Here is a 13,629-nt window from a genome sequence, read left to right as displayed (position 1 = left end):
AAATATCATGGGTTGTAAACAAACGATAACAAATCGCCAGCATGGAGAATAGATGGTTGGCCAATCACGAAGGTTACGGCTAGGCGGCTTTTATCTACTTAACTGTTCCATATACCTTTAACGAGGTTATCGTTGTTCTTAAAAAAGGAGGACATATGCTCATCGTCGATTTCGATAAGAACGAAAAAGTCGTTTCGGAAATCGTTCATAATCCCGATAGAGCTAGCGTGATCAAAAAGGCCACCTGTATAGGGTGGCCTTTAAACTTGACAATCCAGTCAGCACGGAGAACCTACTCTCTGGAATGTCTGATTCGCCCTAATATTTCCTTTCTAGTCTATTTATGATAAATTGAGGGTATTTAATAGATTAACGTGGGGGTGCAGTTTTGAAAAAGTTACAACGTTTCACCGCAATGTTGCTGGCGCTGTTTTTGACAGTCAGCATTGGGCTCACGAATGCGCATGCAGCCGGCGACGACAACGGGATTACAAGAGGTCAGTTGACAGCATTGATCAATCAGACGTTTCAGATCACAATAGACAACCCGAAACAAACCTTTTCTGATGTACCCGCTAGCAATCCGTATGCAAAAGATATCGCGATCGCAGCGACTGTCGGATATATGAAGGGTACAGGAGGAAACAAATTTCAGCCTGGATCGATCGTAACCGGACCAGAATTGGCCGTTATCGCTTGTAACTTTCTTAAGTGGAAAGGGATTGACGCAAGCGGCGACGCTGCAGACGTACCGGTATGGGCTGCACCCTACTACGCAGCGCTTGACGATTTTGGATTGTTGGATGACCTAGGGCTTTCTGCTCATAACGTAACAGTCGAGCAAGCGCAAGCCTTTCTGGCAAAATTGTCGTACGTGGCTCAAGTAGCGGCAAACAATCCATATGGGGCAAAACAAGTCGGTTTAAAGGACGACTTCTATGTTTATACGAACCGGCAATATCTTGCCGATCCAGTTATACACCCCGGCTATCCAGCGGCTGGAACCTTCTATGATGTTGCGAAGAAGGTAGAAGATAACGGATCTGAAATTATGCAACAGCTATTGAAGAACCAAAATACTGCGGCCGCTGGTTCCACTGAATGGAGAGCGGCTGAAATTTACACGATGTATACCGATGTAACTGCTCGAGGGAACGGTATTCATAAGCTCCGTCCGTATCTAGATGAATTGTATGCGGTGAAAGACGTTACAGGCTTGAGAGCAATCGCCGAAAAGTATGGGGATCGGTTTGACTTCGTTCCACTCATATCTTTTACAGCTACGGAAGATACATTGGGCGACAGAACAAAATACGCCGCTGTCTTCGTAGGCAAAGATTTAACTTTGGGTACAGCTCTCTATTATAGTGACGATCCATCTATGGCAAGTGTGCAACAGGCCTACATCGAATATATCGAGCGAGTGTTAAAATATATCGGCGAAAAAGACAATATTCCCGAGCGCGCAAAAGCGATTTTCGAGCTTGAGAAACAACTGTCTACTAAGGTTACACCACCGGAAGATCAGCAGGACCCGAAAAACTTATATAAGAAGTCCACTTGGGACGAGATGAAAAAGGCAACTCCAAACTCGGGTTTGGCTGAAGCGGTCATCAAGATGTACGATCTTCCTGCCAATATGACGGTGTATTCTCCAGAGACGGATTATCTTAAATTTGCAGATAGCCTCATTACCGATCAGAATTTGCAGGTGATCAAAGACTTGTTGGCTTTTAACACCTATCACGAGTATGTAAGTGCATTTTCTGAAGAAACGCAAGGTTTTCAGGATGACTTAGCTAAGGCGCTTATAGGCATTGTGCCCGAAAAGCTTCCGGTGGAAGAGCGTGCAGCCGTCTTGGCACAAAGCATCGAACCGCAAGCGTTTGATAAGACATACGTTAGTGATTATTTTCCCGAATCTAGCAAAAACGATGTGAAAGATATTGTAAACGAGATAATCGCAAAGTACGAAGATCGTATTAATGCTCTAACATGGATGAGTGCCGAGACGAAAGCAAAGGCCGTTGAGAAGCTGAAAAATATTAAGGTGAACATCGGCTATCCCGATAAATGGAGCCCAACGCTTTCTTATAGCTTCCCAAGCACGGCGGATGGCGGCACGTTGTTCGATCTGCTTATGAGCCGGAAAGTCGCAGAGGTAGCGGCAGGCAAAGAGACGCTTAAGAAGCCGTATTCCTTGGACATATGGAGTTCGCTGCCGGCTATGACGGTGAACGCATTCTACACGGCTTCGACGAACAGTATCTTTTTCCCAGCGGGGATCCTGCAAGCGCCTTTCTATGATCCAAAGGCGAGCCGCGAGCAGAATTTGGGCAGCATCGGCGCGATAATCGGCCATGAAATCTCCCATGCTTTTGATGAAAATGGTGCGCAATACGACAAAGACGGCAATTTGGTCAACTGGTGGAAGGATGCCGACTATGCCGAATTCCAAAAGCGTACGGAGAAATTGGCGGGGGAGTTGTCCGAGATTGAGTTCGTTCCTGGCAGTGATGTAAACGGAAAGCTGACCCTTGCGGAGACGATTGCGGACCTGGGTGGATTGTCGTGCGTCCTAGATATTGCGGATGACAACCCTAACGCGGACCTTTCTCAAGTGTTCGTTGGCTACGCCCATGCATTTGCGGCATGGATGCCGGTGCAATCGAGCATCAGCAGCTTGCAAATGGATCCTCACGCTCCAAATAAAGTGAGAGTAAACTTCGTCATTCAGATGCTTGATAGTTTCTACAAGGTGTACAACATAACGGAAAAAGATGCGATGTATTTATCACCCGATAAGCGCATTTCTATCTGGTAAGAATAGGGGGCACCCTTTTGGGTGCCCTCGATTTTGTTTTAATGGGAAGGAAGTCAATCATGCTGTTTCGAAAAGCTATTACAACCGATATACCGCAATTAATTAAATTCCGTAAGATATTGCTAGGTCATGAGGACGACAGTAAAATGGACGAAACATTTAATAACTACTTTGATTCCTCACTATCAGACAAGTCACTCGTTGTATGGGTTGCTGATGATGACGGAGTAGTGGTATCTACAGTATGTTTTTGCTTATGTCGATTCGCGCCACGTTATGAAAATCCTTCAGGATTAGTTGCATACATGACTAATGTTTTCACAATCCCCAATTACCGTCGTCAAGGGATAGTATCCAAACTTATTAGTGAAGCAATAGACGATTTGAAGACACAAGGAATTAGAAAAATCCTGCTACATTCATCTGATATGGCTAAACCGATGTATGAAAGTTTTGGTTTTGTTGAAGGAAAGAACTATATGTCAATAAATATTTGATTAAACCGGGTAGTTCGACTATATCGATTATTTATCTGTTCTTCATTGTGTACATGTTCCATACTGGGTATATATGGAATATGGGAGGCATAATGAATGGATATTGAAATAATCTGCCCGTATGAAAATGCTTTGAAGTATATTGACGAAATGAAAAATGGCAGTAATGCTGATCCCCAGCTGTTATGGGACAAGTATTTTATTCAGCCCTACTGGGATCGAATTTCCCAATGGGCTCCATTTGATCAGAGCTTCATGAAACCTGCCATGATTGAGGATTTAGATGCATTGGAACAACAGTTTCATTTGCTGGCGAAAATAAATGCAGATGATCTTAAGAGTGAGTTTAGAAGAATATGCCGTGAACTACCGAAAAACGATGATGACCCCATAATAGTGGCTATTTATCCAAACACTAATGGGCTAGTAAAAGAACGCCAAAATGGAGTAGTAGGTGCATGTGTATTCGGAAATATATTGATTAATGTCAATCCGCGAGCAGAGAATTGGGAACAGTGGATTCCCTATGTTTTTGGTCATGAGTACCATCATAGCGTTTGGGGACACCATTGGTATGTATTGAATGGCGGGTTAGAGGGAAATTTTCTGGAGTATATAATCAACGAAGGACAAGCGGATGCCTTTGCAAAAAGTCTATTTCCTGATTTGCAGCCACAATGGCTTAGTGTTTTAACCAGAAGCGAAGAAACAGATTTGTGGGATAAAATGAAGCCAATCCTTTATAGCACTGATCGAGACGATTTTGAAAAATATATGTTTGGCGACGAAAAGATAGGACTTCCATGGTGTATTGGTTACACATTTGGTAATTTAGTGGTTAACAGTTATCTAGATTTACATCCACATGTCTCACTCACTGAATTAATTGCTGTACATCCTAAAGAGATTTTGAATGGCAGCATTTACAGATTGCATGCTTACTAAGACCGGGTAATCCTTGAAGGATGGCATTAATTGGCCGACGCCGCTACACGACCTCAAAATTATTGGTGCGGCGCAGGATAACAAAGTATTGCTGTGACACAGTCCTTCGTGAATCCGAAGCGTGCGCGCCAAATAATGGCTTTACAACTTCTGGGAACGGGAAGTTGTATCCAAAGCTGTCTCATTGATTAATATTCACCGGTTCGCAGAAGCTTTAATAGGTCTGTTCCGATTTGATCAGGATTGTTGGCAAATAATCGGGAACGATAGTTGGATAGAACAACGACACCTAGTTGCCGTTCCATATCAAACCCCAAAAAGCTTGAGAATCCTTGGGTTGCACCATTATGCCAGACCATGTCATTCTCAAGCATCCAACCTAAACCGACTTGAGTATTACGATCGATCTTTACGGTAGGTTGCTGCGTTAATTGATAACCTTCATTCCTACGATCCATGTGAGCATTAATAAATTTCAATAGGTCATCGACAGTAGACCGGATGGCGCCGGCGCCCATAAATTCATTCATTAGCAGTGGCGGTTGTTCTCTTCCTTTGACGTCGAACCCCTGCAACAAGCGGTTTTGTTTGCTAGAAGGGACCTTAATAGAGGTATCTACCATTTCTAACGGATTGGTAATTGTTTCTTTAACTGCGGTTCCGTAATCGGTATGCAGTTGATTAGCCAGAATGTTTCCTAATAAGCCCATGCCGGCATTCGAATAGCGAAATTTAAATTTTGGTTCTTTGGGATGTTTATTATAAAATTGAACGGCTTCACTAAGCGAAAATAGACAATAGGGGTCGCGAGGCGTATCTGAACGAAGTCGATTGACGATTGATTTCCATATGCATATAGCAGGGATTCCTGAGGTGTGATTGGCTAAATGTTTAAGCGTTATAGGGTGGTCATGGGACAGTGTCGGAAAATACTGGCCAATCGAATTGTCCGCAGAAAGGGCTCCATTCTGGATCATTTCCCCGAGCAGCGTGGTCGTAAACACTTTAGAGATGGAACCTATTTCATAAATAAGGGGCTTTTGTTCTTCTATAGATTGACTATTGGATCCATTATAAAGAAAAGTCGCTGTTTCATTTTTATTTACAATTCCAATCGATAATGTTAGATGGTCTCGATTATTAAGGTACGGTCGAACGATCTTAAAGATCTCTTGATGCATTCTAATTGTATCCATAATAATCCTCCTAGCTGCGCTGTTCTTGTAAGACGATCTGTTTTAATTTGATGAAAGTTTCTTTTAACTTCATCAGTTCATTCATTTCCAGCTTTGAATAATATTTTTTAATGATTTGAAGTTCTATCTCATCATGCTTTCTATAATAGGAATGACCTCGTTCATCCAACTCCACAAGTATTTCTCTTCGATCCTTTAGATTAACGATCCTTTTGATATAACCATCCTGCTCTAATCGATTAATCAGTTGGCTCACGGCACTCGCTGAAGTGCCCATTAATATCGATAATTCATGAGTTTGAAGAGCCCCTCTTTTGCGTAATAAATCTAGAAATTTAGCTTGTTTGGCTGTGATTTTATCATCTATAAGAGAAGCGAACTCTTCCGTCAGCATAAGATTTGTTTCGTATTCGATTTGATTAATTTCTTTTACAAGCTGTACGAGTTGTTGATCCATTTGTTTCATCACCCTAAATAGTTAATGTGTATTAATTATAAATGTTCATTAAATAAAAAACAACGTAGGAGGCTGTCTCATAAGAAAAAGCAGAAATGTTGTTCAATCAACATTTCTGCTTTTGTAATCCTAGGAAGGTTATATTTTAAACTTTTTATAGCTGAATTTACCCCACGAGCTCCCCATTAACCGCAATCTGGTTGGTGCCGTTGGACTTGGCGAGATACATCGATTGATCCGCCGCGCGAATGAGATCGAGATCCGTCTTGCCTCCTGCCCATAGCGTGCAGCCGACGCTGGTGGACATTGGCAGTTGAAGCTCCTTAATCCGCATCGGCGACTCTAGTTGCTCGATTAAACGCTTGGCAACCTGCATCAAGCCATCGTTGCCGTTCTGCAGCCATGCCGCTACCACGAACTCATCACCGCCTACGCGTGCGATCAGATCGGATTCGCGAACCGCTTTCTTGATGCGATTCGCGAACTCTACAAGCACGAGATCGCCGACTTCATGTCCGTAAGTATCGTTGCATTGCTTGAATTTATTTAAATCGAGATAGAACACCCCGAATAAGCCTTCTTCTCGACTGGCCCGATTAATCCAGCCTTGGATTCGATCGCTAAAGCCTCTACGATTCAGCAATCCCGTCAGAATGTCGCGCTCTGTCAATTGAATAAGCTCGCTCTCTAGTTTTTCACGTCTCTCAATTTCGGCTGTTAATTGAACCAATAATTGCTCGTAATCGTTCAGAATCCGAATTTTGTCGTCGTAGTTGATTTGCTTGCCTAGCTCCGAGCCTAGGGCGAGCGATAACAACTGCAACGTCTCGATATCGCGGCTGGAGAAAGCATCGGGGCGGCCGGAGATGACTTTCAACACGCCGACGGCGTTGCTAGATTCGAACAGGGGAATGCAGACCATGCTCCGCGCACCGACTTTCATAGTCGCTTCCTTGTTGACGCGATCGTCCTGCTGAGTATCCGGTGAATACAAGATTTCCTTCTCCGTCACGCACAAGCCCGACAAGCTGCCGTTCTTATTTATTCGAATTCCGAGATGAGGTTGCAAGGTGCCGCTGACGGCTGCATAAACCATTTCATCTCCCGCCAGCATCTCGATGGTAGAACCGTCGGCATCGGTTAATAGGCACATCCGATCGCAGATCGTCTGCATAAACAGCTTCAAATCAAAGTTAGATAACAGCATCTGCTGTTGGACTTCCATTATGACTTTAAGGTGACGGTTCTCAAACATCGTCCCAATTCCCCCGTGCTTCGCATAGTAATCTGTCGGCCATCATTAGGTAACATGCTAGCACTTTTAACTAGGTTTGTCAGCAGAACTCCGAAGTTAGAGGGGCGTTGCATCTCTAGCATCTTATTTGTTTTCTACTGTACTAAACTATCCCAATCCAATTGATTGCGCTAAACGATCCCTGTTCCATTTTCTTATATAAAGACAGAATATTATTATATATACATTTCCTTACAGGTATCCTAAACTATGCTCAAATCCGTAAGAGGAGGCAGAGCGATGGATGAGCAGCTCATTACGAATATTAATGAATTACTTAAGGTGCAATTTCAAACAACATCCGGTTCAATCGAGCATATAGGTGGTGGCTTTTATGGCAAGGTATTTTTGGTGGAGCTCGATGTTCCGCCATATAAGCTGGTTATAAAGGTATACAACCAGAAGGGGCTTAACACCCGTGAACAATCTCAATTAACGACACTTGCGGAGCACGCAATCCTTCCGATGCCCCGGGTTTATTTTGTGCATCATAGCTCATCTGACATTCCTTTCGACGTTCTGTGTATGGAATACTTGGAGGGTATCAATGCAGGTGAGATTTATGAGATGCCCCCGGAAAACAGAAAAAGAATCGCGGATCAAATTGTTGACAACCTCATTGCGTATCACAGTGTGATCCACTCGGAGGGATTCGGTGAATTAAATGCGGATACCTACACGAAAGATTGGAACGAGTATTACAAGCCGAAGGTTGACCTCATATTTGAAAAAGCGACGATAATGGTTAAGAACAAACAGTTGGATGATGAGGTTTATGCGACTGTACAATATGCCTACAGCAATTATGGGAAGATCTTTAGGGAGAAGGTAGAGCATGCGAGGTTAATCCATGGCGATTACAATATGTGGAATGTGATGCTCGATAAGGACCAGTCAGCCGCCGCAGCGGTCATTGACCCGTTTAACTGCTGCTGGGCGGATTCCGAATTGGACCTATATCAGCTCAATAATGCAAACGGCAAATATTTCGGGTTACTGGAGAATTACCGGTCGAAGATTCCGTTGAGCAAAAATTTTGAAATCAAAAACAGCTTCTATGAACTGTTTACTGAAATCATGCACTTCTACGATGCTAATGTGGATGTCGCCCATTCCAATATTAAAGAGGAAGCGAATCAATTAAGAATTCAGATGAAGAAATACTTAGAATAGGAGAAATCAAAATTCGTGTTCGTAAATCGCATTAATCCTTTCTAAAACATTCCACGCTTGATCTTGAAATTTTAATTCCGTAACCTGATCTTTCAGCAAAAACACGCCGGTTTCATTCCGGTGTTGCCCGAGGGCACCATCATACAGCCTGTTGGCACCGTGGGTTGGTGGAGAGAAAAACAGTTTCATCAACGGGATAAGCAATAGGGGCAACCCGGATTTTTTCCCTTTTCTTAGTGTGTTGTTGCCGCCCGGGTCAACGCTGCGGATCTTGATATCATCCTTGGCTAGCTGCGGCGCGATGGCCTGAGTCCACAGCGAGAGCGCTAACTTGGAGGCGGCATAAGGACCAATCAGTTTGCGAAAGATTTTGGGGCGTTCCAGGCTTTCGATAGTTAACTCTTTCGTAAATTTTAGAGCTGAAGATGAGGTGTTGATCACCGTTTTTAAGTGACCGCTTTTTATGAGTTCCTTCAATTCCATCAGAATGATATACGGAACGACTGTCATCAGCTCATAATGATTTTCGCGTCCTTGTTTCGAATAGCTCAGCTCGGAAAAGGACCCTCCGGCATTGTTGAACAAAATATCGATCCGCTGCTCCTTGCTTTTGATTTCTTCCAAAGTCCGTCTCAAGCTGGCATAATCGGCAAGATCATCCGTATTATAAATGCGAAGCCATCCCCTCTGGACTGCTTCTTGGATCCTCCTATCGTCTGGCGGAAAGTCGGAACGGTTCAAAGCAACCACTTGCCAGTCTTCCGACAGCAATTTCCGGGTCAATGCCAACCCGATCCCTGCGTTTGCGCCCGTAATTGCGGCGATATTTTCACGTTGTCCCATATTCATTGCATGGCTCCTCCTAATACTGGTGTTTTCTCCTGATAATGCTCACTCTATAACTTGGAGTCGACTCCAAGTCAAGACTGAAAAGCCAAGTTTTGTCCAAAGGATAAGGGGCTTGACTTGGAGCCAACACCAAGATGTATAATGCACACAAAAATAGCCTATGGGAGGGAACAGGATGAAGGAAGAGCAAACGTTTACGATAAAGCAAACCGCCAAGGAAACCGGAATTTCTGAAGATACGATTCGTTATTACGAAAAGATCGCGCTACTCTCCCGGGCTGAACGGAAGGATAACGGGCACCGCGTCTACCGGCAGGAGAACATCGAAACAATCCGGCTGATCTCTTGTCTGAAAAAAACGGGAATGCCGCTGGAAGAAATGCGGCCTTTTTTGGCGGTCTCCACTGATGCTGATCCCGCGGAATATCCCGAACTGGTGGAGCTCTTAAGGAGCCACCGGGAAAATATCGTCAGCCAAATTTCCTCTCTGCAGCAGGTTGTCGATTTTATCGACATGAAATTGGAGAAGGGAAGGTACCGGCGGGACTGCTCGGATGAAATTCAGGACGACGTGTCCGAAAACAGGATGGAAGAATCCAAGCCCAAGTCAGTCTCGACGGTTCAGATGAGTTACTTTTCCGTATCGGCCGGAGTGGGCAAGTCTCCGAATTCCGTATGATAAACACGGAATAGCTTCTGTGAATTAGGCGATAGGAAGCCAGTTCGGAGCTTGGCCTTGAAGAATTACTACAACTGAAATCCTGCTAAATCCTATTCGGCTTGTGATTCAGTTTAGGAGTTTCCTGTAGGACTCTCGCATATGCCAATAAACAGCAATGTACCATTGGGTGCAAGGATGCCGTAAATAAACGGCCGATTCAATATCATATCCGCTTTGCCTACCGGGAACCCCGAACCTGCATATACAAGTTCAGTAAAAGCTGAGGCTTCCACGCCGTTTTCATCAATGCCGATGTGCGTTTCTTGGTGAACGTCCGATATGAAAGCCATATGATCCGTAATGCCCGAAAAGTCGGCGTCATGTTCAAAAGCTGAGGTTACGCCTACCTTTTTTAACGTGTCCGCAAGACTGAGATTAGTATCAAAGCTGAATTTCGGTATCTTCCATAGAACTGCACTATAGCTTTCCTTGCCACTTTCAAAAACAGCCTTCACTTTTTCCGGCGTGGACAAAAGCTCACGGGGGGAAATTCCCTCATCGGGAAGAATGAACACCATACGTCCTGCATTTTTTAAGCCAAGACTGGAACGCCTAAACCCTTCTCCCTTTGTAAAGCCAGAGGAAGCATATCTGCCATTCATAAAGTCGGATATTATTGTAGTGCCATCTGATGTTTTAAAGTTATCTTTCTCCGTCTTGTCCTTGTCGAATCTATCCGTCCATTCGTCGCAGAAATAAACGGTATTGATGAGGGAGAGTATCTGATCCGGCTCCAGCTTAAGCTCAGGTTTTAACGTACCGTTTAGATGATCCACAACCCATTTTGCCATAACTTCCCCTGTCTTTTTATCGGAGAAATCCATGCTGAAGGAGGAAGCATAGAAATTTTCGGCTGCATTTTGTATAAAATCCTTTTTCCAATGGATATCTTTGTCCATCCACAGTGAGTTGGCGATTTTTAACTTTCCAATTTGGTTGTCGGTATACAACTGGCGATAAAGATTTCCGCTTTGCATGGAAAGAGTGGATGGATCGGATACATCCAATAACGCAAGTATCTCATCTGCCGTTTTTCCGCCTGCACCGGTAGCAGCCAGCGCCAATGCGTAATAAAGGGAAAGTGGCGAGTAATTTCCATTACTACTGCTACCGGCGAAAATTTGAGCTGCGGTTTTGTAGGAAAATCCGTTCAATGCGGAAAGAAAGGTCTCGTCCACGGGATTACCCTCGATCACCGTACTTTTAGAACTGACGTCATCAAACGCATATGCTTTCGGAAAAGCCACATTGGGTAAGGCCTCGTCCGATGGGCTGCTGCCATGAGGAATAAAGGCAACTAGTGCAATCACGAAAGCAAGACATACTGCAAGTACAGTCCATTTTCTCCATGTTTTCTCCAAACTAAAACTTCCTCCTTCGGAAGGGTATGGGAATCCATTCCTAAAAATAGGATTATATTTTATTCGACGGAAAAAAAGCCCTAACTGTTTCACTACGCAAGTGGATCGCAATTCGATGTTTGAGTGATACGGTGAACCTTATCATAAATAGGGGAAAATGCCTCCTCGAAAAGGGGGCGTGGTTCAGGATCACGAATATGATGTATGTACAAAAAATTCCTGGAGTCGTTCGTATTTACTTTTGATTTGCTTAGGGAGCGGGTTAGATAGATGATAGAATTAGCGAAAAATGAGCTCGAAACGATTCGACATTTGTGTAGAGGAAGGAGTGAAACTGTTCTTCTTGCAAACATCGAAGGCAACCTAGGCAGGACTTGGGTTGACCAGAAAGAGAATCCTGAATTTACCGTAATTGTCGCGGGAGATTTCGCATTCTTACTTGGAAATGTCGAAGTTTTGAATGATTTAGACAATACATTGCGAAGTGTGCTTGAAGAATGCAAGGGGAAAATCATAGTTACAGATGAATCTTCTTGGGTATCTATCCTATCTGAATATTACTCAGATACATTTAGGAGGTTCAAGCGCTATTCCTTCGCGAAGGAACCGAAATCTTTCCAAATAGAAAAGCTGAAAGAAAATATAAAAATGATAGACACCGACTTCCAAATCGTGAGAATAGATGCGCGTATCTATTATAGGGTCCTGCAAGATCCCTTTATGGCGGATTGTTGTTCTTTCTTCTCCTCGTTAGGGGAGTTTATGAAGCATGGAATTGGATTTGTCATCATGAAGGATAATCAAATTGTTACAGGAGCTTCATCTTATACCTATCATGAAGGAAGTATTGAAGTTACGATTGGAACTCATTCTTTGTATAGACGCAAAGGCTTGGCGTTAGCCTGTGCATCGAGATTAATTCTTGAGTGCTTGGATCGGAGTATCTACCCAAACTGGGATGCAGCCAATTTAGAGTCAGTTGCGTTAGCTGAGAAATTGGGATACCAGATGGAAAAAGAATATGAAGTGTACTCTATCTAAACAAAGGTATATCACTAAGCGAACTGGGAAGATAATTGAACAGTGCGGGTTTAAATAGAAAGGGCCATCCCGTAAAAAGGATGGCCCTAGAACTTGCAGTTACAGACAACACAGAGAAACACATCATAAATAATGATAAGTTTTGTGGAACATTTTCAGCTGGTTTAGGTAAATCACGAGTTGGCCTGCACCGAGCCTAAGTAAACAAGATGTAAGACTGAGTTGGATGACCAAAGCCGTCGAATGGAACCCCATTACAATGTCTGGGAGAGCAGGTAAATACATATCCATTGTAAAAGGCCCCAGTGCTGATAATAAACCTAGCAGTAAAACCAGTCGAACCGTCTACTGATCGTTACTGTCCTTCATGAAAAAAGTCTCCTTGGGACCGGTCAGATTATTATTTATTGGCTTTACCTTGTGCTGCATTTGAAATGGTTTCCCACGCCTCCCAAGCAGCTAAACGATCGGCATAGGCTCCACGCACCAAAGGCAAGACCCCGGCGCCAACAGCAAACCGCAACGGGGGATCCTGTGCGTCTACGATTCGGAGAATAGCTTCGGCTGTCGCTTCCGGATCACCGCGTTCTGCGGTCGATAAATGACCGAACACCCGATTTCGAAGATCGGCATAGGCGTCCAATCCTTGTGAAGCCTTCATCGAGGCGGGGCTCCCAAAATCGGTCGCAAAGGCGCCAGGCTCAAGTAACGTTACCTTAATGCCGAAATCTTTTACTTCCTGTGCTAGGCTATCGTGGAGTGCTTCAACTGCCCATTTGGAAGCGCAATAGAAGCCGATAAGCGGTGCGGCAACAAGTCCCATTGCACTTGAGACGCCGAGGATATGTCCACTGCCTTGTTGTCTGAGATGAGGTAGGACAGCTTGGATGACCCGAAGCGTACCAAAGTAATTGGTGTCAAACAGAGCGTGGACGTCAGACTCGCCAGCTTCCTCAGCTGTACCAACCAGGGAGTAACCGGCATTGTTGAGGACGACGTCCAACCTGCCGAAATGCGAATGCGCCTGCTGAACGACTTGCTGTACCTGATGGACATCGGTTACATCCAGTGCCAGAGGGAGAACAGCGTTTCCATAACGTTCTTTCAGATCAACGATGTCTTCCGGTGTGCGGGCAGTCGCAGCAACCTTATCCCCTCGGGAAAGGGCTGCTTCGGCCCAAATGCGCCCAAAACCGCGAGAGGCTCCCGTAATAAACCAGACTTTGTTATCCATGTATGCTCATCTCCTATAGGTTTCTTTTGTGGTGCTT

The 13,629-nt window shown here is 44.2% G+C and carries 12 protein-coding genes; 6 read left to right on the top strand and 6 right to left on the bottom strand.

The features are described 5' to 3' along the window. Positions 1 to 388: 388 nt before the first annotated feature. The 3 genes from TJ79_RS14495 to TJ79_RS14485 all read left to right on the top strand — a co-directional run bounded on the left by TJ79_RS14495 (position 389) and on the right by TJ79_RS14485 (position 4,266). Positions 389 to 2,824, top strand: a complete 2,436-nt coding sequence (locus tag TJ79_RS14495) for a M13-type metalloendopeptidase (RefSeq protein ID WP_040951004.1) — start codon at positions 389 to 391, stop codon at positions 2,822 to 2,824. Positions 2,825 to 2,841: 17 nt separating this feature from the next. Beyond that, positions 2,842 to 3,321, top strand: coding sequence for a GNAT family N-acetyltransferase (locus tag TJ79_RS14490; protein WP_040951003.1), 480 nt, complete (start codon positions 2,842 to 2,844; stop codon positions 3,319 to 3,321). A 96-nt stretch (positions 3,322 to 3,417) separates the two neighbouring features. Beyond that, on the top strand, positions 3,418 to 4,266 hold the full coding sequence (locus TJ79_RS14485; RefSeq protein WP_040951002.1) for a DUF2268 domain-containing putative Zn-dependent protease: 849 nt from the start codon (positions 3,418 to 3,420) through the stop codon (positions 4,264 to 4,266). 188 nt (positions 4,267 to 4,454) lie between these two features. Here the strand turns inward: TJ79_RS14485 and TJ79_RS14480 are convergent, their stop codons facing one another. From TJ79_RS14480 to TJ79_RS14470, 3 genes are all read right to left on the bottom strand, one after another. Beyond that, positions 4,455 to 5,462, bottom strand: coding sequence for a serine hydrolase domain-containing protein (locus TJ79_RS14480; protein ID WP_040951001.1), 1,008 nt, complete (start codon positions 5,460 to 5,462; stop codon positions 4,455 to 4,457). Positions 5,463 to 5,472: 10 nt separating this feature from the next. After that, positions 5,473 to 5,919 (bottom strand): MarR family transcriptional regulator, encoded by a 447-nt coding sequence (locus TJ79_RS14475; protein WP_040951000.1) that lies wholly within the window; start codon positions 5,917 to 5,919, stop codon positions 5,473 to 5,475. 166 nt (positions 5,920 to 6,085) lie between these two features. Next, positions 6,086 to 7,174, bottom strand: a complete 1,089-nt coding sequence (locus TJ79_RS14470; RefSeq protein ID WP_040950999.1) for a sensor domain-containing diguanylate cyclase — start codon at positions 7,172 to 7,174, stop codon at positions 6,086 to 6,088. A gap of 279 nt (positions 7,175 to 7,453) precedes the next feature. On the opposite strand from TJ79_RS14470, the gene TJ79_RS14465 reads away from it, so the two are divergent. Next, positions 7,454 to 8,386 carry a phosphotransferase gene (locus TJ79_RS14465; protein ID WP_040950998.1) on the top strand — a complete coding sequence of 311 codons (933 nt, stop codon included), beginning with the start codon at positions 7,454 to 7,456 and terminating at the stop codon, positions 8,384 to 8,386. A gap of 6 nt (positions 8,387 to 8,392) precedes the next feature. Here the strand turns inward: TJ79_RS14465 and TJ79_RS14460 are convergent, their stop codons facing one another. Next, the gene (locus TJ79_RS14460; RefSeq protein ID WP_040950997.1) at positions 8,393 to 9,235 is read right to left on the bottom strand and encodes an SDR family NAD(P)-dependent oxidoreductase; all 843 of its coding nucleotides are present in this window, start codon (positions 9,233 to 9,235) and stop codon (positions 8,393 to 8,395) included. Positions 9,236 to 9,410: 175 nt separating this feature from the next. On the opposite strand from TJ79_RS14460, the gene TJ79_RS14455 reads away from it, so the two are divergent. Then, entirely contained in the window at positions 9,411 to 9,914 is a 504-nt protein-coding gene (locus tag TJ79_RS14455) for a MerR family transcriptional regulator (RefSeq protein ID WP_040950996.1), read from the top strand. A 113-nt stretch (positions 9,915 to 10,027) separates the two neighbouring features. On the opposite strand, the gene TJ79_RS14450 is transcribed toward TJ79_RS14455, so the two are convergent. Continuing rightward, entirely contained in the window at positions 10,028 to 11,317 is a 1,290-nt protein-coding gene (locus TJ79_RS14450; RefSeq protein WP_052339602.1) for a serpin family protein, read from the bottom strand. A gap of 270 nt (positions 11,318 to 11,587) precedes the next feature. Here TJ79_RS14450 and TJ79_RS14445 point away from each other — a divergent pair, with 270 nt between their 5' ends. Further along, positions 11,588 to 12,358 carry a GNAT family N-acetyltransferase gene (locus TJ79_RS14445; RefSeq protein ID WP_040950995.1) on the top strand — a complete coding sequence of 257 codons (771 nt, stop codon included), beginning with the start codon at positions 11,588 to 11,590 and terminating at the stop codon, positions 12,356 to 12,358. Positions 12,359 to 12,758: 400 nt separating this feature from the next. Here TJ79_RS14445 and TJ79_RS14440 read toward each other — a convergent pair whose 3' ends face one another. Further along, a complete protein-coding gene (locus tag TJ79_RS14440) occupies positions 12,759 to 13,592 on the bottom strand; it encodes an SDR family NAD(P)-dependent oxidoreductase (protein ID WP_040950994.1) in 834 nt (277 codons plus the stop codon). Between the last annotated feature and the right edge of the window lie 37 nt (positions 13,593 to 13,629).

The sequence above is a fragment of the Gorillibacterium massiliense genome, assembly GCF_000455485.1.
Lineage (GTDB): Bacteria > Bacillota > Bacilli > Paenibacillales > NBRC-103111 > Gorillibacterium > Gorillibacterium massiliense.
This window is presented reverse-complemented; position numbering and strand designations above follow the sequence as displayed.